At 60.9% G+C, this 25,879-nt stretch carries 25 protein-coding genes and 4 pseudogenes; 14 read left to right on the top strand and 15 right to left on the bottom strand.

Going from position 1 to position 25,879, the window contains the following annotated elements:
• Positions 1-125 precede the first annotated feature (125 nt).
• From TabM4_RS22045 to pcaF, 3 genes are read left to right on the top strand one after another with little or no spacing between them, the layout of a single operon-like run.
• On the top strand, positions 126-860 hold the full coding sequence (locus TabM4_RS22045) for a 3-oxoacid CoA-transferase subunit A (protein ID WP_434622489.1): 735 nt from the start codon (positions 126-128) through the stop codon (positions 858-860).
• Positions 857-1,528 (top strand): 3-oxoacid CoA-transferase subunit B, encoded by a 672-nt coding sequence (locus tag TabM4_RS22040; RefSeq protein WP_434622487.1) that lies wholly within the window; start codon positions 857-859, stop codon positions 1,526-1,528. Before TabM4_RS22045 ends, TabM4_RS22040 begins: the two co-directional genes overlap by 4 nt.
• A 1-nt stretch (position 1,529) precedes the next feature.
• Entirely contained in the window at positions 1,530-2,729 is a 1,200-nt protein-coding gene (gene pcaF, locus TabM4_RS22035; protein WP_434622485.1) for a 3-oxoadipyl-CoA thiolase, read from the top strand.
• Positions 2,730-2,866: 137 nt separating this feature from the next.
• On the opposite strand, the gene TabM4_RS22030 is transcribed toward pcaF, so the two are convergent.
• The gene (locus tag TabM4_RS22030) at positions 2,867-3,916 is read right to left on the bottom strand and encodes a LacI family DNA-binding transcriptional regulator (RefSeq protein ID WP_434622484.1); all 1,050 of its coding nucleotides are present in this window, start codon (positions 3,914-3,916) and stop codon (positions 2,867-2,869) included.
• Between the two features lie 43 nt (positions 3,917-3,959).
• On the opposite strand from TabM4_RS22030, the gene TabM4_RS22025 reads away from it, so the two are divergent.
• Together TabM4_RS22025 and TabM4_RS22020 are read left to right on the top strand one after the other, a co-directional pair.
• Positions 3,960-5,132 (top strand): phytanoyl-CoA dioxygenase family protein, encoded by a 1,173-nt coding sequence (locus TabM4_RS22025; RefSeq protein ID WP_434622481.1) that lies wholly within the window; start codon positions 3,960-3,962, stop codon positions 5,130-5,132.
• A gap of 7 nt (positions 5,133-5,139) precedes the next feature.
• Positions 5,140-5,739, top strand: a pseudogene (locus TabM4_RS22020) (oxidoreductase); the annotation flags it as partial.
• A gap of 25 nt (positions 5,740-5,764) precedes the next feature.
• Here the strand turns inward: TabM4_RS22020 and TabM4_RS22015 are convergent.
• The 4 genes and pseudogenes from TabM4_RS22015 to TabM4_RS22000 form a co-directional block, all read right to left on the bottom strand.
• Positions 5,765-6,070: pseudogene (locus TabM4_RS22015) on the bottom strand (transposase); the annotation flags it as partial.
• A gap of 377 nt (positions 6,071-6,447) precedes the next feature.
• Positions 6,448-6,591, bottom strand: a pseudogene (locus TabM4_RS22010) (CoA-transferase); the annotation flags it as partial.
• Positions 6,588-6,788 (bottom strand): DUF2783 domain-containing protein, encoded by a 201-nt coding sequence (locus tag TabM4_RS22005; RefSeq protein ID WP_434622479.1) that lies wholly within the window; start codon positions 6,786-6,788, stop codon positions 6,588-6,590. The pseudogene TabM4_RS22010 and the gene TabM4_RS22005, both read right to left, overlap by 4 nt.
• 4 nt (positions 6,789-6,792) lie before the next feature.
• Positions 6,793-6,930, bottom strand: coding sequence for a hypothetical protein (locus tag TabM4_RS22000; RefSeq protein ID WP_434622477.1), 138 nt, complete (start codon positions 6,928-6,930; stop codon positions 6,793-6,795).
• A gap of 441 nt (positions 6,931-7,371) precedes the next feature.
• On the opposite strand from TabM4_RS22000, the gene TabM4_RS21995 reads away from it, so the two are divergent.
• Positions 7,372-8,558 (top strand): IS3 family transposase gene (locus TabM4_RS21995; RefSeq protein ID WP_434613863.1). Its coding sequence is split into 2 segments (ribosomal slippage): positions 7,372-7,633 and positions 7,633-8,558, totalling 1,188 coding nucleotides; the frame shifts between segments, so codons are not numbered across the junction.
• A gap of 13 nt (positions 8,559-8,571) precedes the next feature.
• Here TabM4_RS21995 and TabM4_RS21990 read toward each other — a convergent pair.
• The 6 genes and pseudogenes from TabM4_RS21990 to hisD all read right to left on the bottom strand — a co-directional run.
• Positions 8,572-8,718 (bottom strand): annotated as a pseudogene (locus tag TabM4_RS21990) (integrase catalytic domain-containing protein); the annotation flags it as partial.
• A 214-nt stretch (positions 8,719-8,932) separates the two neighbouring features.
• Entirely contained in the window at positions 8,933-9,700 is a 768-nt protein-coding gene (locus TabM4_RS21985) for an ABC transporter permease (RefSeq protein WP_434622474.1), read from the bottom strand.
• 4 nt (positions 9,701-9,704) lie between these two features.
• On the bottom strand, positions 9,705-10,871 hold the full coding sequence (locus TabM4_RS21980; protein WP_434622472.1) for an ABC transporter permease: 1,167 nt from the start codon (positions 10,869-10,871) through the stop codon (positions 9,705-9,707).
• Positions 10,868-11,953, bottom strand: a complete 1,086-nt coding sequence (locus TabM4_RS21975; RefSeq protein ID WP_434622470.1) for an ABC transporter ATP-binding protein — start codon at positions 11,951-11,953, stop codon at positions 10,868-10,870. Before TabM4_RS21975 ends, TabM4_RS21980 begins: the two co-directional genes overlap by 4 nt.
• 102 nt (positions 11,954-12,055) lie before the next feature.
• Entirely contained in the window at positions 12,056-13,114 is a 1,059-nt protein-coding gene (locus TabM4_RS21970) for an ABC transporter substrate-binding protein (RefSeq protein WP_434622468.1), read from the bottom strand.
• A gap of 62 nt (positions 13,115-13,176) precedes the next feature.
• Positions 13,177-14,460, bottom strand: coding sequence for a histidinol dehydrogenase (gene hisD, locus TabM4_RS21965; RefSeq protein ID WP_434622466.1), 1,284 nt, complete (start codon positions 14,458-14,460; stop codon positions 13,177-13,179).
• A gap of 118 nt (positions 14,461-14,578) precedes the next feature.
• On the opposite strand from hisD, the gene TabM4_RS21960 reads away from it, so the two are divergent.
• The 5 genes from TabM4_RS21960 to TabM4_RS21940 all read left to right on the top strand — a co-directional run bounded on the left by TabM4_RS21960 (position 14,579) and on the right by TabM4_RS21940 (position 18,153).
• Positions 14,579-15,127 carry a cupin domain-containing protein gene (locus TabM4_RS21960; protein WP_434622464.1) on the top strand — a complete coding sequence of 183 codons (549 nt, stop codon included), beginning with the start codon at positions 14,579-14,581 and terminating at the stop codon, positions 15,125-15,127.
• A 414-nt stretch (positions 15,128-15,541) separates the two neighbouring features.
• Positions 15,542-15,694, top strand: a complete 153-nt coding sequence (locus tag TabM4_RS21955) for a PHB depolymerase family esterase (protein ID WP_434622462.1) — start codon at positions 15,542-15,544, stop codon at positions 15,692-15,694.
• Positions 15,695-15,726: 32 nt separating this feature from the next.
• Complete coding sequence (locus TabM4_RS21950; protein WP_434622842.1) at positions 15,727-15,909, top strand: PHB depolymerase family esterase; 183 nt, start codon at positions 15,727-15,729, stop codon at positions 15,907-15,909.
• A gap of 12 nt (positions 15,910-15,921) precedes the next feature.
• Positions 15,922-16,185, top strand: a complete 264-nt coding sequence (locus TabM4_RS21945; protein WP_434622460.1) for a hypothetical protein — start codon at positions 15,922-15,924, stop codon at positions 16,183-16,185.
• An 834-nt stretch (positions 16,186-17,019) separates the two neighbouring features.
• Entirely contained in the window at positions 17,020-18,153 is a 1,134-nt protein-coding gene (locus TabM4_RS21940) for an alginate lyase family protein (RefSeq protein WP_434622458.1), read from the top strand.
• Positions 18,154-18,354: 201 nt separating this feature from the next.
• Here the strand turns inward: TabM4_RS21940 and rnk are convergent, their stop codons facing one another.
• Positions 18,355-18,774 (bottom strand): nucleoside diphosphate kinase regulator, encoded by a 420-nt coding sequence (gene rnk / locus TabM4_RS21935; protein ID WP_434622456.1) that lies wholly within the window; start codon positions 18,772-18,774, stop codon positions 18,355-18,357.
• A 373-nt stretch (positions 18,775-19,147) separates the two neighbouring features.
• Here rnk and gdhA point away from each other — a divergent pair, with 373 nt between their 5' ends.
• Both gdhA and TabM4_RS21925 read left to right on the top strand, forming a co-directional pair.
• Positions 19,148-20,503, top strand: a complete 1,356-nt coding sequence (gene gdhA, locus TabM4_RS21930) for an NADP-specific glutamate dehydrogenase (RefSeq protein ID WP_434622454.1) — start codon at positions 19,148-19,150, stop codon at positions 20,501-20,503.
• 159 nt (positions 20,504-20,662) lie between these two features.
• Positions 20,663-21,013, top strand: a complete 351-nt coding sequence (locus TabM4_RS21925; protein ID WP_434622840.1) for an H-NS family nucleoid-associated regulatory protein — start codon at positions 20,663-20,665, stop codon at positions 21,011-21,013.
• A 256-nt stretch (positions 21,014-21,269) separates the two neighbouring features.
• On the opposite strand, the gene TabM4_RS21920 is transcribed toward TabM4_RS21925, so the two are convergent.
• The 3 genes from TabM4_RS21920 to TabM4_RS21910 all read right to left on the bottom strand — a co-directional run bounded on the left by TabM4_RS21920 (position 21,270) and on the right by TabM4_RS21910 (position 24,853).
• Positions 21,270-22,688: a DNA cytosine methyltransferase gene (locus TabM4_RS21920; RefSeq protein WP_434622452.1), complete on the bottom strand. Its 1,419-nt coding sequence runs from the start codon at positions 22,686-22,688 to the stop codon at positions 21,270-21,272.
• A 239-nt stretch (positions 22,689-22,927) separates the two neighbouring features.
• A complete protein-coding gene (locus TabM4_RS21915; protein WP_434622450.1) occupies positions 22,928-24,016 on the bottom strand; it encodes an AAA family ATPase in 1,089 nt (362 codons plus the stop codon).
• 612 nt (positions 24,017-24,628) lie between these two features.
• Positions 24,629-24,853 (bottom strand): hypothetical protein, encoded by a 225-nt coding sequence (locus TabM4_RS21910; RefSeq protein ID WP_434622448.1) that lies wholly within the window; start codon positions 24,851-24,853, stop codon positions 24,629-24,631.
• A 344-nt stretch (positions 24,854-25,197) separates the two neighbouring features.
• Between TabM4_RS21910 and TabM4_RS21905 the strand changes: the two genes are divergently transcribed.
• The gene (locus TabM4_RS21905) at positions 25,198-25,554 is read left to right on the top strand and encodes a hypothetical protein (RefSeq protein ID WP_434622446.1); all 357 of its coding nucleotides are present in this window, start codon (positions 25,198-25,200) and stop codon (positions 25,552-25,554) included.
• Positions 25,555-25,879 lie beyond the last annotated feature (325 nt).

Here is a 25,879-nt window from a genome sequence, read left to right as displayed (position 1 = left end):
GGCGCGCCTTTGTGCGATATGCGAACAAAGATAGGATAACGCACAAACGTAATGGACGGAAGGCCCTGTCGGACGGTATCCCGATCCCCGACCCGCCGGACGAGTCGCGGGGCAGGAGGTTTCGGATGGACAAGACCCTTCCCGATCTCGCCACAGCCGTGGCGGGGATCGAAGACGGCATGACCGTGATGATCGGCGGCTTCGGCGGTTCGGGCGCGCCGATCGAACTGATCCACGCGCTGATCGACCGCTACATCGCGACGGGCCACCCGCGCGACCTGACGGTGGTGAACAACAATGCGGGCAATGGCCATGTCGGTCTTGCCGCGCTGATCGAAGCGGGCATGGTGCGCAAGCTCATCTGTTCCTTCCCCCGATCCGCCGATCCGGTGGTCTTCACCGAACGCTATCTGGCGGGGCAGATCGAACTGGAACTGGTGCCGCAGGGCACGCTGGCCGAACGCATCCGCGCGGGCGGGGCGGGTATTCCCGCTTTCTATACGCCGACGAGTTTCGGCACCGACCTTGCCAAGGGCAAGCCGGTCGAAGTGTTCGAAGGCCGGTCCTATGTACGGGAACGCTGGCTCAAGGCCGATTACGCGCTGGTCAAGGCGCATGTCGGGGACCGGCTGGGCAACCTGACCTACCGGATGGCGGCGCGCAACTTCAACCCGCTGATGTGCATGGCGGCGGCCAAGACCGTCGTGCAGGTCAGCCGGATCGTCGACGCGGGCGGGATCGATCCCGAAGCCGTCATCACCCCCGGCATCTTCGTGCAAGGCGTGGTGCTAGTGGAAAACCCTGCGCAGGAAGAAGACCTGAACCGCGCCAACGCCCGCTATCCGGAGGCCGCGCAATGACCGCGAAACTTTCCCCCACCCAGATCGCATGGCGCGCCGCGCAGGACATCGCGGACGGGGCCTATGTCAACCTCGGCATCGGCTTTCCCGAAATGGTGGCCAAGTTCCAGCCCCCCGGTCGGCAGGCGATCTTTCACACCGAAAACGGCATCCTCGGTTTCGGCGAAGCGCCCGCCGCGGGGGCCGAGGACTGGGATCTGATCAACGCAGGCAAGAAGGCCGTCACGCTGAAACCCGGCACGGCGTTCTTCCACCATGCGGACAGCTTCGCCATGGTGCGGGGCGGGCATCTGGATGTGGCGATCCTCGGTGCCTACGAGGTGGCCGAGACCGGCGATCTTGCCAACTGGTCCACGGGGCCGAAGGGCGTGCCGGCCGTGGGCGGCGCGATGGACCTTGTCCACGGCGCAAAGCGCGTGGCGGTCATCACCGATCATGTGACCAAGGACGGTAAGCCCAAGCTGGTGAAGGCCTGCTCGCTGCCGCTGACGGGCGTGGGATGCGTGACACGCGTCTATTCCAGCCTCGCGGTGATCGACATCGAAGGCGGACGTTTCGTCCTGCGCGAAAAGCTGCCCTCGCTGTCGGTGGGTGAATTGCAATCCCTGACGGGGGCGGAGCTGCTGGTTCCCGTCGCCCCCGCCGACCTGATCGTTCCGGAGCTGTGAGATGACCCCCGTCTATATCTGCGACTATATCCGCACGCCCATCGGCCGCTTCGGCGGGGCGCTGTCCTCGGTCCGGGCCGATGATCTGGGGGCCATCCCGCTGCGCGCGTTGATGGCGCGCAACGGGGGCGTCGATTGGGAAGCCGTGGACGATGTGATCTATGGCTGCGCCAATCAGGCGGGCGAGGACAACCGCAACGTCGCGCGCATGTCGTCGCTGCTTGCCGGTTTGCCCGTGGCCGTGACGGGGACGACGATCAACCGCCTGTGCGGGTCGGGGATGGATGCCGTTCTGGCCGCCGCCCGCGCCATCGCGGCGGGCGAGGCGGAGTTGATGATCGCGGGCGGGGTGGAAAGCATGTCCCGCGCGCCCTTCGTCCTGCCCAAGGCCGACGCCGCCTTTTCCCGCAATGCCGAAATCTATGACACCACGATCGGCTGGCGCTTCGTGAACCCCGCGATGGACAGGGCCTACGGCACCGACTCCATGCCGCAGACGGGCCAGAACGTGGCCGATGACTACGGCATCAGCCGCGAGGCGCAGGACGCCATGGCGCTGGCGTCACAGGCCAAGGCCGCGGCGGCGCAGGCGAACGGGCGGCTGGCGCAAGAAATCACCCCCGTCAGCATCCCGCAGCGCAAGGGCGATGCGCTTGTCGTGGACCGCGACGAGCATCCGCGGGCGACCACGGTCGAGGCGCTGGCCAAGCTGAAGCCGCTGTTTCCGAACGGATCGGTCACGGCGGGCAATGCAAGCGGCGTGAATGACGGGGCGGCGGCGCTGATCCTTGCTTCGGAAGCTGCGATGAAGACGCACGGGCTGCGCCCCGTCGCCCGCATCCTTGGCGGCGCGACGGCGGGTGTTCCGCCGCGCATCATGGGCATCGGCCCCGCGCCGGCCAGCCAGAAGCTGATCGACCGTCTGGGGCTGCGCCAATCGGATTTCGACGTGATTGAGTTGAACGAGGCCTTCGCCGCCCAAGGCATCGCCACCCTGCGCCAGCTGGGCATCGCCGATGACGACCCCCGCGTGAACCGCAACGGCGGGGCCATCGCGCTAGGGCACCCTTTGGGCATGTCGGGCGCGCGTATCACGGGCACGGCGGCGCTGGAGTTGCAGGAAACCGGCGGCAAGCGGTCGCTGTCAACCATGTGCATCGGCGTGGGTCAGGGCATCGCCATCGCGCTGGAACGGGTTTGACGGAGTGCGCAGTCAGCTTGAGTATGCTGCACGCAGTTGCCTATTTGGGCTGCTCGGAAAGCCTCGCACCGGAAAGGGCTGGTGTCCCTCGGATTGCTAATGTGATCGACCGATGAACTTCTGACCATGGCGTGCAATTAGGGCACCGCGATGTTGATCTCTGTCTCTTCGATTTCGACGGATGGGTCGATTAGACGATAGTGTTTGCCGAAGTGCAGTGCCACTCGTCGCGCATCTTGTCGAAGGCTATGGTGGATGACGAAGCTGAGCTTTCCAACCCTCAGGAGTTCAATGTTTGTCCGGTCGAGGTCGTGGGCGGCGAAGACCTCAATTTGTCGCCCGGCTGCAGCGAAAGCATTGAGGATCGCACGATTGCCTCCGCCGATGGAGTAGACGCAGCGAATGTCGCCATGGTCGCTCAACGCCTGCTCGATCAGGGTTGCCGTTTGGCGGTCGACCCCGAAGCCCTCGGATACCGTCACCGTGGAAAGATGTGGCGCATGACGCGTCAGACTGTCGAGGAAACCGCTTCGCCGTGCATCCTCTCCTTCGAAACTCCGGCTGGACAGCGTCAGCAAAACCCGTCCTGGCTCCTTGCCCGCCATTTTCGCCACCAGATAAGCCGCCGTTGCCCCGGCCTTGCGGTTCGGCATCCCGACATAGGCGAGGCGAAGCGCGGGTTCGGTATCTGTCACGAAGGTGACGACCGGAATTCGTCGCGCGGAAACCTCCGACAGCACCGCCGCGATACCGGGCGTCGCCGGAGCCTTGAGGACGATGCCTTGCGTTCCGCGACGTGCGATGGCGCGGAGAACCGCGATCAGGGCGGCTTCCTCCAGCACCTCGGCCAGATGGAAACGCGCACGAAACGTCGCGGGGCGCATGAGCGGCAGTTCCGCCTCGAACGCCGCCCGCACGGCCGAGGTGAACCTGTCCGGGGCAAGCATGACAATATCGAGTGTCACGGACGTGCCTCGAAGCTGGCTGGAAGCGTATTGGCGGGCAAGTTCCGCCTCGGCCGCACGAACCCTGTTGATCGTCGTCTGCCGGACATGGTCGCGCCCATGAAGGACACGGTCGACCGTTGCGAGGCTGAGACCCGCTTGATGCGCGATTTCCTTGAGTGTGAATTTGACCGTCATAAACACACTTGAGGTGATTTTGAGGTGTTTCGCAACTGTCTGCATGCGGTGACTTGAGGCAAGCCTCAGTCATCAGGAGGAAACGCAGATGAATATCCAAGCGAAGAATGCGAAAGCTTCACCGGTCTGGCTGACAAAGGATAGTGGAGATTTCGAGACCTTCCGCCAGATCGTCTTGCAACAAACCGATCCGGCCCAGACCCCCCATGCGAGCGAAGTGATCAGCAACATTCCCATCTATGAAGGGGCGCTGGTGGACAAGGCCGCCGTCGATCCGGCCAAAAGAGCCTCGCTCACGCAAGAATGGGCCAATGTTTTCGCCAATGGGGCGGGGGTCATCGTGATCCGGCAGGGTTTGGCAGACCATGCGGTCATTGACCGGGCCAGCGCCGTTTTCGAAGACATCATTGCCGAGGAAAAGCGCGCCGCCAAAGGCGGGGGCGACCATTTCGCCAAGCCCGGTGCAAATGACCGCATCTGGAATTCGCTCGAGAAACACTGCCTTGCCGACCCGGCGAACTTTGCTGCCTACTACAGCTCGCACGGGATCGCTCTGGCAGCAGAAGCTTGGCTCGGACCGAATTCACAGATGACGGCGCAAGTGAACCGCGTGAATCCGGGTGGTGCTGCCCAAACCCCACATCGCGACTACCACCTCGGGTTCATGTCGGCGTCCCAAATGGCGCGCTACCCCGCCCATATTCACGCCGTCTCGCCGGTCCTGACGCTGCAGGGCGCAGTCGCGCATTGCGACATGCCAGTAGAGACCGGGCCGACGATGCTGCTGCCGTTCTCACAGCAGTTCTTCGAGGGCTATCTGGCCTTCTCGCGCCCCGAGTTTCAGGCGTGGTTCGCCGATCATTACGTGCAGCTTCCCCTAAGCAAAGGCGATCTGGTGTTCTTCAACCCGGCGCTGATGCATGGCGCTGGCACCAACCACACGACCGACCGGTATCGTATGGTCAATCTTCTGCAAGTCTCGTCGGCCTTTGGTCGCGCGATGGAGACAGTGAATCGCACGCGGATGCTCCAGGCTCTTTACCCTGTGCTGTCTTCGGCCATCGGGTTGAACGTCGAGAACGTCATCGCGGCCTCAGCCGAAGGCTATCCTTTCCCCACCAATCTCGACAGCAACCCGCCTGTGGGTGGCATGGCACCGAAAACGCAAGCCGACTTCCTGCGTGAAGCGCTTGCCACAAAACAGAGTGTAGCGGACTTCCACGCAGCCCTCGCCGCGCTCGACGCGAAGAACCAGTCGTGAGGGGCACATGAACCGGATCGACGGGAAAGTCGCAATCGTGACCGGTGGCACCCAAGGACTGGGTGCTGCCATCGCTCGGCTCTTTGCGCGAGCAGGAGCCGCGGGCATCGCAATCATCGGTCGCGATGCGGCCAAGGGGGACGCGGTTGCCGAAAGCATAACCGAAGAAACCGGGGTGCCCGTGCTGATGGTTCGGGCGGACTTGGCTGAAACCGAGCAGGTGTTGGGCGTCGTGGCAATGGTCGAGGCCCGTTTTGGGCGGCTCGACATCTTGGTCAACGCGGCGGGCCTCACTGACCGCGGCAACCTCTTGAACACCTCGCCCGAACTGTTCGATCGGCTCTTTGCGGTCAACGTGCGTGCCCCGTTTTTCCTGATGCAGGAAGCGGTAAGGGCGATGGCTCGCTGCGGGACGGATGGGTCGATCCTTAACATCGGGTCGATGTCTTCACGCGCGGGCCAGCCGTTCCTTGCCGCCTATTCTTCGTCAAAGGGCGCGCTTTCGACCCTGACCCGAAATTCCGGCTTCGCGCTGATGCGTAACCGCGTTCGGGTAAACCAGCTCGATATCGGCTGGATGGCCTCGGATCACGAGAAGGCGCTACAGCTTAGGGTCAGGACTCGTTGTCGGCTCAGAGCCAGAACATGACGGTTGCGGCGAGCGCGACGGCGGACAGGAAGACCTTCGGGCATCTGTCGTAGCGGGTTGCGACCCTGCGCCAGTCCTTGAGGCGGCCGAACATGATCTCGATGCGGTTTCGGCGTTTGTAGCGGCGCCTGTCGTGCCTGATGGGCTTGCCGCGAGGCTTCCGGCCCGGGATGCATGGCTTTATCCCCTTGTCTTTCAAAGCTTCCCTGAACCAGTCAGCGTCATATCCGCGGTCGGCCAGCAACCAATCCGCCTTGGGCAGGCTGCCGAGCAGGGCCGCTGCGCCGGTGCCCTTGCGGCCTACGGCACCGATCGCGTTGGTCGGTCCGGTCTGCCTGGCACGGTGCGCAATCACTTCCTGCAGCGCTTCGGGAGCGGAAGGATTTCCGCCAGTTCTTCGTGCGCGCCATGCAGGGGCTGACGCTTGGGGCAGGTGATTTCAGCAAGGATAGGTTGGCGCTGTTGCACGGCCTCTTTGAGAAAGAAGCAAGCCGCGCATGAATGGCTCCTTGAGCGCCGAAAGGAGCCCATAGTGGAGGTTCAGGCGGGGTGCAGCGACGGCAACTCTTCGCACCCGCAGCATGGCGAGATCGGCCCAAAGCGGACGGTCAGCCGGAAGCAGACGAAAAGCAGAAGGGTTTAGCGTCAGCTGACGAGTGTCGCCTTCAGGTCCGTCGTCCCCGCCTTGCGGATCGCGGCGATCAGAAATTCGGGAATGCCGCAGAGGCCGAAGCCCCCGGAGGCGATGGTCATGCCGTCGAACAGCACACCCTCCAGCGCGGCTTCGGCGCTGGGATAGACCTTCTTCATGCGGCACTTGTTTTGGGATTGCGGGCGAGTGCCATTGCCTCGGCCAGCACGGCATCGTCTCCGATATGGTTCATCAGGATGAGGATCAGGCGAGCGTTGAGTGCGTGGCTTTCGGACTCGTCCAGACCCTCATGGGTCGCGATCAGCTTGGCGTAGGACTCGTCCGGTTTGGTGAAGTCCGGGGTCCTGATCAGCATGGGATCAGGCCTTTCCGATGGCTTGGGCCAGCGCCGCGGCCACCGCGGCTTCGTCGAAACGGTCCCAGCGCGCGGTGACGTGCTGGTCGGGGCGGATCAAATAGACTGCCGATTTCGCGCTGCCCAGATAGCGGGCGGTCACCTCTGCCGTCGGTTTTGGCGCTCCAGACCGTGCAACCCTCAAGAGGCTTGGTCTAGGGCAATGACCCGGCGCTACCCGGTATGCCTTGCCTCTTTGTCTGACCGAGGACTGCGCGCTCGGTATTTCGATCCCTCACCATAAACATTTATTTCGAGTGTCATGAAGTGAGCGGCGTGTTCTATACTTATGTGTGGGGAACCCACGGCGAGCGCGGTTTCCTCTAACGTTTTAGGGATCTTGCGGGTTACACACCCACGACACACACAGCGCGCCATCAGGACTTTACAAGAGGTTGGTGAAGAACTGTCGGCTAGATTGATACATCTCCCGGATAGTCTTGGGATGGCCCGCCGTTCGGCAGACCCGGTCGAGCGTCCCTGCTCTGACCCCCGATAACTCCTCCATCTGATGCTAGAGTCCGGCCCACTGAGAGGATCGGACATGAAGAGATCGAAGTTCACGGAAGAGCAGATCATTGGGATTTTGCGAGAGCAGGAGGCTGGGGCGAAGACGACGGAACTGTGCCGCAAGCACGGGATGTCGGAAGCGACCTTTTACGCGTGGAAGGCCAAGTTTGGCGGCATGGATGTTTCGGACGCGAAGCGCCTGAAGCAGCTTGAGGACGAGAACGCCCGTCTGAAGCGGTTGTTGGCAGAGTCGCTTTTGGATCAGGCTGCCTTGAAGGATTTGCTGTCGCGAAAGTGGTAACGCCCGCCGCTAGGCGCGAAGCCGTCGCGATCCTTGTGGAGCATCACGAGATGAGCGAGCGGCGGGCGTGTTCCGTGGTCGGAGCGGACCGGACCTCCATCCGATATCGCAGTTGCCGACCAGACGATACAGATCTGCGCGAGCGCCTGCGGACGCTGGCGGGCGAACGGCGCCGCTTCGGCTATCGGCGGCTGCATGTCTTGCTGCGGCGAGAAGGCCATTCGGTGAACCACAAGAAGACGCAACGGATCTACCGTGAGGAAGGCCTGTCCGTGCGAAAGCGGAAGGGCCGCAAGAAGGCCAGTGGCACACGCGCACCCTTGCTGAGCATGGTCATGCCGAATGCACGCTGGTCTGTCGATTTCGTCCATGACCAGTTCGCGCATGGTAGGCGCTTCCGCATCTTCAACGTCATCGACGATGTAACGAAGGAGTGCCTGGCTGCGGTCGTCGATACCTCCATCTCAGGTCGCCGCGTTGCAAGGGAACTCACAACGTTGATTGAGCGGCGCGGCAAGCCTGGACTCATCGTCAGCGACCACGGCACGGAGTTCACTTCCAATGCGATGCTGGCCTGGAGCGAAGACGCAGGGGTGCCTTGGCACTTCATCGCACCGGGAAAGCCCATGCAGAACGGAATCTGCGAAGCCTTCAATTCCAAGATGAGGGACGAACTCTTGAATGAGACGCTGTTTTTTGGCCTCGACCACGCACGATCTGCCGTCGCGCGCTGGGTCGCTGATTACAACGCAACCAGGCCGCACTCCGCGCTCGGCTATCTCACACCCGCAGCCTATGCTGCCAAACTCACCGCAATGGGCGACCGGCTTCTCGAAACGGAAACGCTCCGCCGCTCGCCCATTGCTCACAACGCGCAACCGCGCCAATTTCAACCATCGGCTCTGGTTTCAGGTGGATGAGTAAAGGGGGTCAGAGCATCCCAACGACGTCCTCGCCTCGGTAGCTGTAGCGCACGTCCAGAACCGGGACACACCGCGAGAAGGTGTCGACAACGGTCAGCACCCGTAGCTTTTTGCCCGTCGCCAGTTGGTCATGCAGGAAGTCCATCTCCCAGACGTCTTGCCCGACCATTCTGACGTTGGGACTTCAGCTCAGGAAAAGAACAATACTTATACGAAAGCTGCAGTCTAACGGGCTTGTTGACGCAGAACGCCGCCTAAGTGCGAGGACACGAGCGAGTTCATTACTGTTTACGGTCGCAGCCGATTTTCAAATTGGAACTGGGAACGATTGCTGGTGGTTCGGACGCCTGTTTTGACGCTAGGGACGATGGTCAGCCGGCCCGACGGCGCAACAAGAGCAGCAGCAGTGCCACGATCACCGTTCCGGCGATGATGACGAATGCCGCCGAGGCGATGGCCGGACTGATGTTCTCGCGCAGGGTCGAGAACATCTGCCGCGCTAGGGTCCGCTGGTTCGGCCCCGCGACGAAGAGGGTCAGCACCACCTCGTCCAGCGATGTGGCGAAGGCGAGCGCCGCCCCCGACAGCACGCCCGGCATGGCCAAGGGCAGCGTCACGAGGAAAAAGACCTTGGGGGGCGGTGCGCCAAGGCTTTCGGCCGCGCGCTCTACCCGCCGGTCGATCCCCGCCAGCGCGCCCGAGACCGAGATCACGACGAAGGGTATGGCGATCACGCTATGCGCCACGATCACCGAGACATAGGTGGAATTGATCCCGAAGCGCACGAACAGCGCCTGCATCCCGACGCCCAGAACGACCGCCGGCACCACCATCGGCAGCAGGAACAGCGTCCGCATCTGCGTGGACAGCATCAGTTTGCGCGCCCTCAGACCAAGCGCGGCTAGCGTGCCCAGCACGGTCGCAAGCGCCGTCGTCGCGGTGGCGATCACCAGACTGTTCAGGATCGCCCGGCTCCAGACCGCGTTTTCCGCAAGTTCCGTGAACCAGCGGAGCGACCATGACGGGATCGGATAGGTCAGGAAGGCGCTGGAGGTGAAGGCCAGCGGCAGCACCACCAGCAGGGGCGCGATCAGGAAGCCCACGATCAGCGCGGCATAGACTGCTTTGATCAGCGTCATCGGATCACCTCGCCTGCACGGGATCGCGGGAAAGCCGGTTGTAGACGGCATAGAGCAGCAGCGTCAGCACCAGCAGGATCAGGCCGAGCGCGGCGGCCATGCTCCAGTTCGCGGAACCCGTTGCATAGAAGGCGATCACCGAGGACAGCATCTGGTCCGACGCCCCGCCCAGCAACGCGGGGGTGATGTAATAGCCGATGGCCGCCATGAAGACGAGCAGCACCCCGGACACCACGCCACGGAACGACAGCGGCAGCAGCACCCTGAGGAAGGCCCGAAAGGGATGCGCGCCCAGCGAGGCCGCGGCCGCCATCAGGTTGTTCGGAACGGTCAGCAGGACCGAATAGATCGGCAGGACCATGAAGGGCAGCAGCACATGCGTCATGGCGATGACCACGCCCAGTCGGTTGTAGATCAGCGCCACGGGCTGCGCGGTCAGTCCCAGCCCCATCAGGGCCTGATTGATGATGCCGTTGTCCTGCAGGAGGATCATCCACGCCGCCGTCCGCACCAGAAGCGATGTCCAGAGCGGCAGCAGCACCGCGCCCAGCAGGACCGACCGCTTCCATCCGCTGACTGAGGCCGCGATCATCGCATAGGGCAGGCCGATCAGCAGGCAGCAGACCGTCACGATCAGCGCCGTCCAGAGCGTCCGAAGTAGGATCGTCGCATTGGCCGAGGTGCCCTCGGGCATGGCCGCGATCTCGCCGGACTTGTTCCGCTCCAGATCCAGCGCGGCAAGGAGGAAGCTGTCGGTATAGGGCGAGGCATTGGATTTGATCGCCGCCCAGAATTCGGGATCGCCCCACCTCTTGTCGATTGCCGCAAGGTCGGCGTCGGGGTTTTCGCGCACTGCGGACAGCGTCTTGCCCATCAGCGACCGGAAGCCCGATTTCGTGGCATTTAGCCGCCGCGTCACGTCGCCCATCGCCATGTCATCCGTGTTGGCGACGATGTCGGCGCGGAAGGCGGCCTGAACCTCTTGGGACGGAAGGCCGGTGCCGTCCCATTCGTCGATGACGGCGGCCGTCCGGGTCAGGACGCGCGACACCGACGGATCGGAGACGGCCTGAAAGATCACGGTGACCAGCGGCCAGACGAAGAATAGGCCGAGGAACACCAGCATCGGCCCGACGAGCAGCAGCGCGCGGAGGGGCGGCCTAAGGGTCATGCCGGGATCACCCAGCCGTCGCCCGTGCAGAAGGTGAGGGCCACCTTCGCGCCGATGGGCCATTCCTGCACCTTGCGCCCCGTGCGGGCGATGATGCGCCCTGCGGCGGTGTCGATCACGATGCGAAGATGGTCACCCTGATAGACAGTGTCCATGATCTCTCCCGACAGACGGTTACCCGTCGGGACGGTATCGCCCCCCGCATCGGCGGACAGGATATCGAACCGTTCGGGCCGCAGAGACAGAAGCGCCGCCTCGTCGACGCGCAGACCCGTGACGCCTTGGGCCGTGAGCAGGGTCCCGTCCGCCAGCGCGACAGTATAGCGATCGGCGGTGACGTCGCGCAGCCGGCAGTCGATCAGGTTTGTCTCGCCGATGAATTCCGCGACAAAACGGTTTGCGGGGCGGTCGTAAACGTCGCGCGGCGAGGCGCATTGCTGGACCTTCCCCGCATTGAAGACGGCGATCCGGTCCGACATGGTCAGGGCCTCGTCCTGATCATGGGTCACGAAGATGATAGTCAGACCCAGCCGGTGGTGCAGGTCGCGGATGTCGAGCTGCATCTGTTCGCGCAACTGTTTGTCCAGCGCCCCGAGCGGCTCGTCCATTAGGACGACGCGCGGCTCGAACACCAAGGCGCGCGCAAGCGCTACGCGCTGCTGCTGCCCACCCGATAGCTGTCCCGGCATCCGGTCTGCGAGCGAACCGAGCTGCACAATGTCAAGTGCGCGCTTCACCTTTGCGGCAATGGCGGTCTTGGCCTCGCCCCGCATTTCCAGCGGGAAAGCCACGTTCCTGGCGACGGTGAGATGGGGAAACAGCGCGTAGTTCTGGAACACCACGCCCATGTCGCGCTTGTAGGTAGGCAGATCGTTGATCACCCGACCGTCTAGCGCGATCGTCCCGCCGCTGACGGACTCGAACCCTGCCAGCATCATCAGCAGCGTCGTCTTTCCGGAACCGGACGGGCCGAGCAGGCTGACGAATTCGCCGCGTTCGATATCGAGGTTTAGGTTCTCGACCACGCGGACTGATCCGTAGTCCTTTGTCGTATTGCTAAAACTGATGAAGGGCGCGGACATGGGCACTCCCGAGGCAGGCGACGGCGGACTGGACCGACAGAAGATCAATACAGATCGCCCGGCACCGAAGCGCCGGGCGATCCAGACCGTCAGGAATAACGCTTACTGGGCGACCCAGGCATTGAAGCGCTCGGTAAGTTCTTCCGAGTTATCAACCCAGTAATCCACGTCAAGGTTCAGAGACACCGCGAGATTGTCGGGATTGGTCGGAAGGTCGGCGGCGAATTCAGCCGGCACCATCTCGGCAGCGGCCTTGACAGGCAGACCGTAGGCGATCTTGGCCGGCAGCTTCGACAGGTTCTCGGGAGCGTTGGCGAAGGCGATGAAGTCCTGCGCCGAGTCCTTGTTCTCGGCCCCGGCAAGGATGACGAAGCTGTCCACCGCGTAGATCGACTCGTTCCAGACGAGCTTCATATTGGTGCCTTCGGTGCGGTTCAGGCCAGTGATGCGGCCGTTGTAGACGCTCGACATCACCACATCGCCCGTTTGCAGCATCGAAAGCGGCTGCGCACCGGCCTCCCACCAGATCAGATTAGGGCGCAGTTCATCCAGCTTGGCGAAGGCACGGTCCACTCCTTCGGGCGTCGAGAGCGTCTCGTAGACCTGATCCTGCGGCACGCCATCAGCCATCAGCGCCGCTTCCAGCGCGTATTTGGCGGTCTTGCGAAGCCCGCGCTTGCCCGGGAACTTCTCGACATCCCAGAAATCGGCCCAGCTTTGCGGCTGCGCGTCGGTCAGCTTGTTGCCGTCATAGGCGATGGCCACCGACCAGACGATGTGACCGGCCCCGCATTCCGAGGTGCTGCCCGGAATGTAGCTGTCCTCACCGCCGAGCTTTTCCCAGTCCAGCTTCTCGAAGATGCCATCGGCACAGCCAAGTGCCAGTTCTTCTGCTTCGACCTGCACGACATCCCAGTTCGGCTGCCCTGCCTTGACCTTGGATTGCAGCACGCCGTAGCCGCCTTCCCATGCCTCGTCGAGCACCGGCTTGCCCAGCTTTTCCGCGAACGGCTGGAAGAAAAGCTCGCGCTGCGCGTCCTGGAAGTTACCGCCGAAGGATACGATGGTTAGGTCGCGCGCCTGTGCCACGGTGCCCGCCAGAAGCACCGCCGCGCTGCCGATCGTCAGAGTTTTGCACAGACGGGTGAAGGTATTTGACATTGTAGTTTCCCTGTTTGCTGTTGTTTGTCTGGTTCTGCCAAGCCAAGCCTGATCGGCGCGGCTCAGTTCCGTTCGACGCGGAAGGCTGCGGCCCGACGGTGGCCTTCCAGCCCTTCCGATGCGCTCTGCCGCATGGCGGGTTGCGCCACCTGATCGATGGCACCGTTCTCGATCCACTGATGAGTGCAGACCTTGACGTAGGCACCGACCCAAAGACCACCGGTGTATCGCCCTGCGGCCATGGTCGGCAGCGTATGGTTGGTGCCGATGCACTTGTCTGAATAGACGACCGAGGCGTTCTCGCCGATGAAGAGCGACCCGTAGGAGGTCAGCCGGCGCGAGAAGGCCATGGCGTCACGCGTGTGCACCTGCAGATGCTCGGCGGCGATGCGGTCGGACACGGCGATCATGGTGGCTTCGTCCGGAACCACGATGATCTCGCCGTAATCGCGCCAAGCCACGCCAGCGACCGGCGCGGTGGAAAGGCCGGGAAGCTGGCGTTCCACCTCGGCCAGCACCGCCTCGGCAAGGGCGCGATTCGTCGTGATCAACCCGACGCGAGTCCGCACGTCATGTTCGGCCTGCGCCAGCATGTCGGTCGCGATCATGCGCGCATTTCCAGTGTCATCCGCCAGCGTGTAGATTTCGGACGGACCGGCCAATTGATCGATACCGACTGGGCCGAAGACCTGCCGCTTCGCCTCGTTCACGAAGGCGTTGCCCGGACCGACGATCTTGTCGGCTTTGGGGATGGTCTCGGTGCCATAGGCCATCGCGGCGATGGCCTGCGCGCCGCCGACGCGGAAGATGCGGTCCGCGCCGGACATGTGGCAGCCCGCGATCATGGCCTGATGCGCGTTGGGCGGCAGGCAGGCGATCACCTCCTTCACCCCTGCGACACGTGCCGGAACGATGGTCATGACCGGTGCCGACAGCAGCGGATAGCGCCCGCCCGGAACGTAGCAGCCGACGCGTTCGATCGGGATAACGCGATGCCCCAAATGGATCCCCGGAAGGGTTTCCACCTCCAGCGGCAGTATCGTCGCGAGTTGCGCCTTTGCAAAGGCGGTCACGTTGTCGATGGCGAATTGCGTGTCGGCGCGTGTCTGCGGGTCAAGGGCCGCAACAGCGGCCTCGCGTTCCGTCATTGTCACTTCCAGCGCGCCGATCTCGGCTTTGTCGAACTTCACCGAATAGTTGCGCACCGCCGCATCGCCACGCGCCTTCACATCGGCCAACACGGCCTTGACCGTGGTTTCGACGGCGGAATTGTCCGTTACGGCGTCACGCAGGGGGGCCTTGATCCGCGTTACGAGGTGTTCGAGCGCGGCGGGCAGGGCGGTCATGGGCTTCGGTCCTTACCAGTTGTTTAGGACAGTCTTCAGCGGTCACGCGCGGTAAGCAATTGTCGTCCAGAGGGCTGGTGAATATAATCTCCAAAAGGCGCAAGCGAACGGAGGCAGAGTGGCCCATATCGGCAACCGAGTGCGAGAATTACGGCGACGCCGGCAACTCAGTTCGCGCGAATTGGCCGCGCGCGCAGGTGTATCGCATTCCACGATCTCTCTGATCGAGCGTGACCGCATGAGCCCCTCGGTCGATACGCTCGGCGCGATCGTCGAGGCGCTTGGCACCACCATGGTCGAGTTCTTCTCAGGCCTGACCGAACGCCACGACCACGGCCCGGTCTATCGGCCGGATGACCTCGTAGAGATTGGTAATCCAGCAGAAATCTCTTATCGCGTGGTCGGTTTCAACCACCCCGGCCGAAAGATGCAGGTGCTCGTCGAACATTACGTTCCGGGTGCCGACACCGGTCCGCTGTTTTCGCACGATGCGCAGGAAGCGGGACTTGTGCTTCAAGGCCGGATCGAGTTGACCGTAGGCGAGGGGGTGTGGGAGCTAGTCGAAGGGGACGGCTATTACTTCGACAGCAACCTGCCGCACCGGTTCAAGAACGTTGGTGATGGAGCGGCAAAAATAATCAGCGCGATTACCCCGCCCAGCTACTAATGTAGCCGTGAGCATGTGGTTTGTTAGGGTTTCAACCTGATCCAAGCCTTGCCAATGCTGACGGTGTGCCGGAGCGAGCTGAATAGCCCCAGGTCTCGTGGCCGCTTTCTTCCCTGACTTTGAGGCAAGGCAGCCGAGGGCAGGTGCGCGGTGGCCGAATCTTCCAGGACGGTGGACTGGTCAAAGAATTCGTATGCGAAGCGGGTCTTCGGCACGCTGAGCGACCGCAGCGCTGCTTGGACCGCTTGCATGAAGGGTGGCGGAGGCTATGCGCCGTTCGCTCGATCTCACACGGGTTGCATAGCCGATGGAGGCGACAAAAGCGACACAGTGCGGCGGCACGAAGGCGGGCACGGTGCACGCGATTACCAGATCTTCCTGCCATCGCCCGATCGGCCGAACCAAGGCGTCTTCATGATGCCACATGGCTGCACGCAGTCGTCACTCGATTTCGTGATCGGGACGCAGATGCACCTTCACGCGGAACGGCAGGGATGGGTCGTCATCTATCCGGAACAAGCTTCTGGCCATAACACGTCGCGCTGCGAGAACTGGTTCCGTCCGTAGGATAGGGTAGGGCGGGCGGTGAACCGGCCCTCCTGGCGGACCTTGCATCTTCGACCGCGACGGCCCACGGGGTCCCGGCGCAGTCGTGCTTCGTCGCCGGTTTGTCCGACGGTGGTGCCATGGGAGCCATCCTCGGCCAGACCTACCCGGACGTGTTTCGCTGTGTCGGAATACACTCGAGCCTTGCGCCAAGATCGGCGAATGACGTCGTCTAGGCCTTCGCGGCAATGCGCGGCGAACCCCTGTCCTCTGCCGAGGCACTGCGCCTTCCCGCGATCCTCTTCCACGGTTCCGCCGATACCACCGTCGCGCCGGTGAACGCAGGTCGCCTAGTCGGTCATCTGAGGGGGACCGAGGAGCGCGTCGGTGTGGGCGGAAAACGTCGCAGCGATGTCTTGTCCGGCAGGAATGCCACGGGGCACCCCGTTGAGGTCTGGCGCATCGCTGGTGCTGGCCATGCGTGGGCGGGTGGCCATGAAAAAGGCAGCTGAACCGATCCCGATGGTCCCGACGCGTCTGCGGAGATCGTCCGTTTCTTCAAGCGCCTTCGGTGACCATCCTTGTCGGCTCCCTAAGGTTGTTCGCCTCCGCCTAGCCTGAGCCGATGGCTACTTCTCTGGGGATCGTGCAGCTGGCAAGGTCCCGTGTCGATCCTAGCGGACGCGCGGTCTGGCCGCCCCCCGCTGTCCGCCATGGCGATGTGACCTGATAAACGGAAAGGTATGCGAGCACTGGTCGACTGTCTGCTTTCCGCCCCCTGCGACGCCGGGCACGCTCGCGGCCCATACCTGCCGGTCGCCCCGCGAGAACCTTTTGTCAGCTGCCAAGAAGCCGCCGTTGATCTGACCACCCACAAGACCCCGGAAACTTGTAGTGATGGGGACGAAGCGGACGTTTGCAAGTGCAGCAGGGACAGTTCTTCTGTCCTGTGGCGACGCGATGCACTCTGCCCGTTGCCGCCCGCTGGTCGCGGCGAGGAGACCTCGCCGACAATTCACAACTGCAAAGTTAGAGAGGGAAAGAGCGGACACCCGCAGTAGCAAGCAAGAATGGAGCTTTGGCACCCAAAAATACGCACAATCCCCTCGCAAAAAGCTCGAAGCGGCCCGCAAGGCGCTCGTTGCCGTTTAAGACTCCCGTGCCTGGGGTTACAGCTTCCCAAGCGGTTGGCGCCTGACAGCGCCGTGCCAACAGAAATGAGCCCTGCATTGAGCGCCTCCATCCTCCGTCTTGTGAAAAAAGATTTGCTCGGCATTCCGATTCGGGTGAGCCTTTCCCGACGACAAAATTGATTACCGACAATCGCCGTTAGGGGGAAGCAGATCATGAAACCCATGCAATTTGTCTGGGCGTTCTGTGCCTTGATTTCATTGGCTTTGCCGATCGGAGCTTCGGTTCAAGCACGTGACCTGCCTGCTGACTTCATCGCCGACAGACTTGGACCTTCCTGCACTCGCTTCTTCTCCCCGTCACGCTTAAGTGGCGATTTGCGGTACGTTTCCGAACTTCGAAGCGTGAGCCTGCAGAGCACGAACTCGCTCACGATGGACCACGATGCAATATCCAAGAGGTGGACGCGCCTGCTTGGCGTGGCGATGGGCGCCGCCGCAAGGAACGATCAATCGTCAGCCGGCCAGATCATCGACACGCTCGTGGGACTTGCCGAAGCAAGAGCGCTCCTGGGGGTGATGTCGGTTTCCGAGGCGCAACGTGTCAATTGCTGGGCTGGCGGCAACAAAAACAGTGTCTGTCCCTACCACGTGGTCCAGCATAGCGGCTTCGCTGCAATTGCGATGATCATGTCAGCGTCGATGCTTGAGGAGCATATTCAACCCGACCAAAAGAAGATCCTTGAAGGATACTTCGACGCCCTCTTCAAGAAGTTCATTGGGCCGCTTTCAAAGAACGGCTTGCGTTCAGATGGGCTGTACGAATTTGCTGACTACGGAATAGGCGTCCTCGCCTACGCACGCTGGACGGGAAACAGTCGACTTGCCACCAGCGAGATCAACGCACGCAAGCGTTCGTTTCTGGGCAAGATCAACGCGGATGGCCTGATCGACAACAACTCTTTCCGGGGTTATCGGGGGTACTGGTATCATACGCTTGGGGCAGAAAGTGCCTTCGGCTACGCTCTTGTGGCCCGGCGGTTCGGCGTCGATCTTTTCAACGACAGGCAGCTTGGCCCCCGTTTGCGCAATCTGGCGATTCAGGTCGTCAACGGCGCAAATGATTACGCATCCTTTCGCGCGCTTCCTGCACGGGGGAACAACGCTGCAAGAGATGTAGCAGACGAAATTCCGCACATGCATCAGTTTGCCGTGAACTTGCCGCGCATCATCCAGCAAGAATACGGACTTCGGGTTCCGATCCAGTCGGCCTATCGTTCCAAGGGTCAATCTGAAACGATCAGTCGCCTCATCGGTTTCAACGCCGACTGCTACTATGATAGCCGCTGAGGCCTTGCCGCGAGGGCTTGTGTCACGCGTCAGCTATCGCGAATTTCTGTGTACGCGAAGTCGTAGCCTAACAGGCCGTTCTCCGCCCGTTTCGACGTCGAGCGTACTCTCGGCCCAAACCTGCCACCCAGTTGCCTGACGACGCCAGTCCGCTCTCGGGCCGACGCAAGGACATCACGCCGCCTCGATGTATTCCCGCGCCTACCCGGGGTCCGCGGACCCCTCGGCTGCAGGTTTGGAGACGGACAGCACGGCAAGTTCGCGACTTTCGCCCGTGCGGGTTTCCCAGTTGAACCGAGCCCCGGCCTTCAAGCCCAGCAACGCCACACCGACCGGCGTAAGCACTGAGAGACGCCCTGCGGTGATGTCGGCCTCTTCCGGCCAGACCAATGTGGCGCTGTGCTCGCGGCCAGTGGTTTCGTCGCGCCAGATGATGTTGCTGCCGATCCCGGCAACATCCGTAGGAACGCGCACGGCAGCCACGATGCGCGCGCGCGACAGCTCTTCAAGCAAGCGATCGGCCACAGGCTGCATGTGTGCCGCCGCGCCTTCGACAAGCGCCTCGAGATGGGCGACGGTTTCCTGTGCGACTGTGATCGGCGGGCGGATGGATCGGGACATGATGGGCCTCCTTGGTGGCGACCTGCCATGAGGCGTCGCCGTAAACGGTTGAACGTCAGGTGGTTTGGGATCAGCTCGGGCGCAGTGTCGGCGCAGTGGCGCCTACGCCCGAGTCAGGAGGCGGTCTTGCTGACGACCGTGCATGGTCCGGCGTTTGATGAAAGCGGGCGACCTGTTCATCACTCCAACATAAGCATAGCGGCGGAAGAATTCCAGACCGCCCGCCGCACCGCTGTGCCGTGGATCAGGGTCATGATTGGACAGCACAGGGCCCAAAGCGGTCTGTGCCAAGATTTTTGTTCGGATGCCCTGTAAAGTCTCTTTTTTGTGCAGTATGCGGTGTCAGGGCCAAGAGAATGCCGGAAAATTAATCATGAACAGTATCGACGAGAAGCTGCAGCCCATCCTGACCGAGGTGGTGCGACGCAATGCGGGAGAGCCTGAGTTCCATCAGGCCGTGCATGAGGTGCTTGAAAGCCTTGGGCGCGTGGTGGCCAAACACCCCCACTATCTCGACCTCGCGCTGATCGAACGGATCTGCGAGCCCGAGCGTCAGATCATCTTCCGCATCCCTTGGGTGGATGACCAAGGCCGCGTCCAGATCAACCGTGGCTTCCGTGTGCAGTTCAACTCGGCCCTCGGTCCCTACAAGGGCGGCATGCGGTTCCATCCGTCGGTGAATGTCGGGATCATCAAGTTCCTCGGCTTTGAGCAGACGTTCAAGAACGCGCTGACTGGTATGCCCATCGGCGGCGGCAAGGGCGGGTCCGATTTCGATCCCAAGGGCAAGTCCGATGGCGAGATCATGCGCTTCTGCCAATCGTTGATGACCGAACTGCACCGCCATCTTGGCGATCAAACCGATGTGCCTGCGGGCGACATCGGCGTCGGCGGGCGCGAGATCGGGTACATGTTCGGGCAGTACAAGCGGCTGAACAATCGGTTTGAGGCAGGCGTCTTCACCGGCAAGGCGCTCGCATATGGTGGGTCGCGGGCACGGACGGAGGCCACGGGATACGGCAATACCTATTTCGTGCAGGCGATGCTGGGGACGAAGGGCACGTCGTTCGACGGCAAGACGGTTGTCGTATCGGGGTCTGGAAACGTCGCGATCTATACGATCGAGAAGGTGCAGTCCTTTGGCGGCAAGGTCATCGCCTGTTCGGACTCCAGCGGCTATGTGCTGGATGAGGCGGGCATTGATCTGGACCTGCTGAAGGAGGTCAAGAACGTCCGACGTGAGCGGATTGCAGAATACGCCCGCCGCCGTGGTGCGGGGGCACATTTCATTCCCGTTGGCCAGGGCTCGATCTGGGACGTGCCCTGCCAGGTTGCGATGCCGTCGGCGACCCAGAACGAATTGTCTGGCAAGGATGCGGCACAGCTGGTCAAGAGCGGCGTCATTGCCGTGGGCGAAGGGGCAAACATGCCCAGCACGCCAGAAGCGGTAAAGGTCTTTCAGGATGCGGGCATCCTGTTTGCGCCCGGCAAGGCCGCGAACGCCGGCGGAGTTGCGACCTCGGCGCTCGAGATGCAGCAGAACGCAAGCCGCGACAGCTGGACCTTCGAGCAGACCGAAAAGCGGCTGGCCACGATCATGCGCAACATCCACGACACCTGCCATGCGACAGCCGAGGAATATGGCGCGCCAGGCAACTATGTCCTTGGCGCCAACATTGCCGGCTTCGTCAGGGTCGCCGAAGCCATGCGGATGCTCGGCGTCATCTGAACGCGGACCGATCGACCCGGTCGGGCTCCCGTTTCGGGGCCGCAGGTCAGCAGACGTTTGTTGCGCAAGCTGCGAACGTCCGCTTCCCGCCCAGATCGTCGATGGCGCGTCCGCGAGGTTGACGCAAAGTCTCTTGGCCGGACCGTCCGCTAGGGGCTCATTCTGCCGAGTGGACGCTGCAAGTGGTGCCAGAGGCTGCGGCAACCAAGCGCTCCGACTAAGGTTACCCGGACACGTGCTCTGGCCAGTGCACAGTATGCCAATCCGGCTGACCGCTCGGAGACATGGTCCGGTCGTGGGCGCAAACCGCGTTCGTTCTCTGACGCGTTGGCAGCGGATGCGGCCCCAGAGTCTTTTTTGGTATGGATCCCTTCAGGGGGATCAATCAAAGCGAGCGAGGCTTGGCCTCGCTCGTTTCATTTTTGGAGCAGGGTGGACCAACCAAGAAACTGGGCTCAACCATGTCTCCTTAGCCTCGTCGTTTCTCTGCTCTTGTGCCTGACAACTTGAGCCACTGTCTTCCAAGGAGCTGCGTGACGAGTGTTTCCAGTGGATCTTGACGCGCCGTTGGACGGTTAGGCTCTGCGGCACCAAGCGCGTGGCAGCGCAACATACAATACCAGCCATGCTGTGACGACCTCTCGCAAGTGCATGTGAAGTGCCCCCGGACATGAGTTTTCGCTCAACTAAACCCAATCCCGCTGGGATAGCCCTGCCGATGCAAAAGATGAGGCGCAACATGCGCCTCATCTTTTTTTGCAGAGTTTCACGGAGAGACAGGTGCCGCAGAGACTTGTTGCGAACTGCTGTCCGCCGCCTGCCGTTTTCGCTCTCGCTTGCCCGTTTGGTGCGTTATCTCGAAATGTAGGGCGGCTTCGGCAGGATCAAAGTTCAGCAATGCCGGATCTTGCTTCTGCAGCGTGACCTGCGTTGGCAGCGGACTGAAACCCAGAGCCTCGATCAATTCTCTTGCCACTGCTCGTGCAAGCGGTGGCGGAACGGAGGCGCCCACTTGCCTCGCACCGTGCGACTTGGTTGCGTGAAACCGGAACCAGTCCGGGAAGCCATGAAGCCGCGCCATTTCGCGAACGGTGATGCAGCGCGGGTAGTCGGGATGGATCGGGCGCGGGCTTGAAAACGCTCCGCGCGCTGCATCGGTCCCAGCCCGCAGAGTGTTGGCCACTTTCGCAGGGTCAAGTTTTTGGAAGCGACTGACCTCCTCAACAGCCCCCTGCGGTGTATGGGCAAAACGCCTCCTAGTCTGGGCATTGTGCTCCGTGCGCGCACTGCAGGTGAGCAGGTTCGGATCCCATTCGCGCCTGTATCCCAGATGCCAGTCAGCATCGGACTGGCAGCGAAGCTCCGAGGCATAGGCGGATCGTAGGCCCCAGCTGTCGACCTGCACGGAGTCGCCCTTTCGCAGCGCAGCGAATTTGTCCGCATTTGGCAGGTCACCTAGCGCATCCTGCACGGTAGGTCCGACAGGTGCCTCAAATCCCTTCGGACGGCGCCCCGCTGCATGGAACTTGAGCGCGGGATAGTCTGGGAGTTGCTCCCCATAGCGGACGCCGAAGAGGAAGAAATGCTCGCGCGATTGAGGAACACCGAAGTGGACGGCGTTCAGGAATTTGAAACCTGTCCTGACCTCGTAGCCTATCACCTCCAACAGGGCGATGTGCCGAAAGAGGGCTTCCCGATGCGGCCGCATGGTTATCCCCTTGACGTTATCAAGGATAAACGAGCGCGGGGTGAGTTCACGCACCAGACGGAAGAACTCCCCGACAAGCGCATTGCGCGGATCGTCAACGTCGCGCTTGCCCATGCCGGAAAAGCCTTGCGATGGTGTGCCGCCAAATACGCAGTCGATCGTCTCGGTCCCGATGCCCGACCGATCGCGGATGTCCTGCCCGCACAGCGTTTCAGCTGGGGCGCAGATGACGGAGGTCTGCGGGAAGTTGAACGCATACGTTGCGCAATGCACTGGGTCAATCTCGACCGCGGCTTTAACGTCGAACCCTGCTTGCTCGAACCCTAAGCTCATGCCCCCTGCGCCTGAGAACAGGTCGATCGCGATGGGGCGCACTCGGCGAATGAAGCCTTGAGTAGTCGGATCGTCAAGCGACTCACTGCGTTCAGATTGTGCGAGCAAAAACTGCTCTGCTGTTAGTTCAAACAAATTTGTCATATCTAAATTCTCCTATATTTATGACTGGATGCTTTCCTTTCGGTCTGCGGTTTCTGTTTGCGACGCATTCTGCGCCAAGGATCGCATTTGGGTCGGGCATGCAGGGCCCGTGGCCGTGAGGCCGCACTGGTACCGAAGTCCGGCACCAATTCTGTGATTTCTAGGATTGCGAGCACGTCCGTACGGATCATGAAGCGACCGTCGAGTGAGGGAGCCCGCGTTGGCAGGCTCTACTTCGCTCAGTTGAGCCTCGCGCGCGGCAGGACTTTGGGTTCTCTCGGCAATGCAGGTGCGGCGGACTTGCCCCGTTTGCCAGCTTTCGCGGCTTTACCAGCCTTCTTTCCTGCTGACGGGGCTCCGCTCTGATCTGATTGCTGTGCTTTCTGAGCAGGCTTTGCGCTCGATACCCGGTCGGGATGCTGTGCAGAGCCAAAGAGCACGCCATCCTCGTTCCTGATCGCAAATCGCGTCGGTGGCTTGGGGCTGTAGTTTGACTTCGTAAGGGCGTACCACACGACGTTGGGGTTGATGTCGTCCGGAGCGAGGTTGATCATCGACCGCACGCTACAAACCGCAGCACTTGAGCCACGGGCAACGTCAAGCTTCAAACCTGCTTCGGCATCGCCGGCGTTCTTGACCGTGTGGTGAACAATTTGGACGCCACAGTTGTGGGTCTCAGCGATGCGCTTTAGCGTCTCCTTGATCTTTGCCATGCCCGTCGCACTATTCTCGTTTGCATCGCCGAGACTGCGGTTGAGTGTGTCTACGATGATGAGTCGAGGCTTTTGGTCTGCTGCGGCAAGGACAATATGCAGATCTCGGATCCAGTCCGACTCTGCCAGCCGTCCGTCTTGTCGCATGACGATGCTGAAGGAATCAGGGAAGATGAACTCGATGTTTGCTTCGACATTCTTCCTGAACCACGGCGACAAGTGTTTGCAGGCGTTCTGCAGGCGTTCGGCCAGAACGTCCTCTCCATCTTCAGCAGAGATGTAGATCACTTTCCCCTTCTTGATCCGATAACTGTTGTCTGGTTCGCCCCAGAGATTGAAGATGTCGCGGCCGATAGCGATTGAGATCGCGTTCTGCAGGGCAAAGTTGCTCTTACCGACGCCGCCGGGCCCGAGCAGGAGACTGACGGTTCTCAGGAGCAAGCCAGGCAGGACAAAGTCGAGCGGCTTGTAGCGCTTCCTAAGCATGGCTGAGGTGGAAGCGGTTGCCGCCGCGATGCGGTTGATGGGGGCAAACGCTTGGTTGTCCGACGTGTTGGTCTTGGAACGTCTTCCGGTTGCTTTCTTGCCCGTACGTCGAGAAGCCTTCCGGGTCATCTTAGTCGTCGACTTAGTTAAGCTATTCATGATAACAATCCTATATAAATCAATAAGTTAATTAACTTCAGCATGCGCTTGTGATGTCACAACGCGCATGCCTTCCACGCCCGCGAAATTGCGGACTAAGAAGCCGTTCAGGGACCATTGTACGTCGGACCGGAAAACTCGGTTGCCCACGTCTGTAGGTGTTTCGAGGATTATGGTTGGAGTGCGACTGGGCAAATAGCCCGTTCGTCAGATTGCACAACAGACCGACAGCTTAGCCGTCACCTGCGCTTTTCCGCTACATCCTTTCTCTATTGTGCATGTCGCCGCCTCCTTCATCTCTGTAAGAAAAAACACTATCACAGAACGCGATGCATTGCAAGAAAAAAATGACGCCTGCTGCATTTTTAATGTTGACAAAGCAAATTTCTACAAAATCTCATGAAAACACGATCGCGCCGCTTCTGCTCAAAAACACTCAATTACAATGGTTTACTTGTATCTAGGCTCGAATCGTCATCCGACTAGAACTCGCCTACATGTCCAAAACGGGGGCGCCCGAGGGCACGCCTGTCTGGTCCGATGCATGGTCTCACCTCTGCGACAACTGCAATTTACTCTGTGTCAGTTCCAGCCCTTCGGGTGAGAACAGCAATGGAGACGCCGCAAGTTCAGTGAGCAAGCACCGAGCTCGATCCGTTCGGTACGGAACCCTGTCTCCATCAGGTACTTCGACAGGCCCTCGGGATGGCTGCCAATCTTAGCTTCACTGCGAATTCGTCCGTCTTCATCGATGATGCGGATGGCGGTCTCTTTCACCGAAAGATCCAATCCGGCATAGTGCTTCACGGCTCGCGCTTCATCCCTGAAGCTTGTTGCTGCTTCACACGGACGGCGTAGTACCATTAGATCGAAGCACAGCACCTCCACCAACGCCGTCCTCGGATTGAGACGCAAGCTGAATACCTGATCTCATCATAATTAAGGACCGCGCGTGCCGTGATTTAAAATTACAAGATTGTGCCTGGGTATAGTGCTGGAAAAGTATTGCTTCCTCACCGTACCTTTGAACAATCTTTCCGAATCGATTTCTGATTTGTGGAGGTAGCCAACCCCAGAACTTGGCAAAAATTAACGTCACTTTAACTATGCCATAGTAGTATAGAGAAAGTTTCAACAAGAGGAGATACACCATGAAACTATTTGAGCATCTGACGGAAAATCTGGACTACAGCGATTGCGAGTCGCTTATTGATGTTGCAAGCGTGGCCCACGAGGCAATTGAGCTGGCCGGAATAGAGACAGAGGATGTCCTCGACAAACTCTCTGAAGAGCTGGGCATTCTGGAAATAGGCCATCTGTTCAGAAAATTTAAGGCGCTTGAAGATGAAGAGATTTTTACTATGGCGCTAAGCGATGCCCTTGAGCACGAGGAGAAAGCCGCAAAATACCCTTGGGATGTTGCGGACGTCGTTGTAGGCATTATGTTGCTTCACGGCAAGCAGGAACTGCGCGAGCAGCTTTCGGAGCTTCCGTATCGGAAGGACTGAGACCTACCAACATTCCGCTACCGCAGCACTGATCGCAATCACAGCTCTGACTGGCACCTGTTGGAATGAAGCTGAAATTCAGGGTTGGTGCAAGGTCTGCTGATTTCATTTCTATGCTGCAAGCTATTTTCACAATCTTTGCTTAAATGCGTATACGCGTTCTGAATCTTGCTAATTCTTGATTGAGAGGCGCTTGGCTCTTCTTCCCCGTGGTACAAATGGCGCGCTTAGCATATTGAGGCTCTGAGAATACTCTATGTGTACTCATTTTTTATTGCCGGATAAATTTAAGCGCGCCATATGTTGCCTCAAGAAACAGTGCCGA

This window comes from Tabrizicola sp. M-4 (genome assembly GCF_051132405.1).
In the GTDB taxonomy this organism is placed as follows: domain Bacteria; phylum Pseudomonadota; class Alphaproteobacteria; order Rhodobacterales; family Rhodobacteraceae; genus Paragemmobacter.
The sequence above is the reverse complement of the archived record's forward strand: the minus strand, read 5'-3'. Positions and strand labels throughout refer to the sequence as shown.

Coding starts and splice junctions, on each gene's coding strand:
- TabM4_RS22045 (WP_434622489.1), top strand. CDS start 126: ATGGACAAGACCCTTCCCGATCTCGCCACAGCCGTGGCGGGGATCGAA.
- TabM4_RS22040 (WP_434622487.1), top strand. CDS start 857: ATGACCGCGAAACTTTCCCCCACCCAGATCGCATGGCGCGCCGCGCAG.
- pcaF (WP_434622485.1), top strand. CDS start 1,530: ATGACCCCCGTCTATATCTGCGACTATATCCGCACGCCCATCGGCCGC.
- TabM4_RS22030 (WP_434622484.1), bottom strand. CDS start 3,916: ATGCAGACAGTTGCGAAACACCTCAAAATCACCTCAAGTGTGTTTATG.
- TabM4_RS22025 (WP_434622481.1), top strand. CDS start 3,960: ATGAATATCCAAGCGAAGAATGCGAAAGCTTCACCGGTCTGGCTGACA.
- TabM4_RS22005 (WP_434622479.1), bottom strand. CDS start 6,788: ATGCTGATCAGGACCCCGGACTTCACCAAACCGGACGAGTCCTACGCC.
- TabM4_RS21985 (WP_434622474.1), bottom strand. CDS start 9,700: ATGACGCTGATCAAAGCAGTCTATGCCGCGCTGATCGTGGGCTTCCTG.
- TabM4_RS21980 (WP_434622472.1), bottom strand. CDS start 10,871: ATGACCCTTAGGCCGCCCCTCCGCGCGCTGCTGCTCGTCGGGCCGATG.
- TabM4_RS21975 (WP_434622470.1), bottom strand. CDS start 11,953: ATGTCCGCGCCCTTCATCAGTTTTAGCAATACGACAAAGGACTACGGA.
- TabM4_RS21970 (WP_434622468.1), bottom strand. CDS start 13,114: ATGTCAAATACCTTCACCCGTCTGTGCAAAACTCTGACGATCGGCAGC.
- hisD (WP_434622466.1), bottom strand. CDS start 14,460: ATGACCGCCCTGCCCGCCGCGCTCGAACACCTCGTAACGCGGATCAAG.
- TabM4_RS21955 (WP_434622462.1), top strand. CDS start 15,542: ATGATGCCACATGGCTGCACGCAGTCGTCACTCGATTTCGTGATCGGG.
- TabM4_RS21945 (WP_434622460.1), top strand. CDS start 15,922: ATGCGCGGCGAACCCCTGTCCTCTGCCGAGGCACTGCGCCTTCCCGCG.
- TabM4_RS21940 (WP_434622458.1), top strand. CDS start 17,020: ATGAAACCCATGCAATTTGTCTGGGCGTTCTGTGCCTTGATTTCATTG.
- rnk (WP_434622456.1), bottom strand. CDS start 18,774: ATGTCCCGATCCATCCGCCCGCCGATCACAGTCGCACAGGAAACCGTC.
- gdhA (WP_434622454.1), top strand. CDS start 19,148: ATGAACAGTATCGACGAGAAGCTGCAGCCCATCCTGACCGAGGTGGTG.
- TabM4_RS21920 (WP_434622452.1), bottom strand. CDS start 22,688: ATGACAAATTTGTTTGAACTAACAGCAGAGCAGTTTTTGCTCGCACAA.
- TabM4_RS21915 (WP_434622450.1), bottom strand. CDS start 24,016: ATGACCCGGAAGGCTTCTCGACGTACGGGCAAGAAAGCAACCGGAAGA.
- TabM4_RS21905 (WP_434622446.1), top strand. CDS start 25,198: ATGAAACTATTTGAGCATCTGACGGAAAATCTGGACTACAGCGATTGC.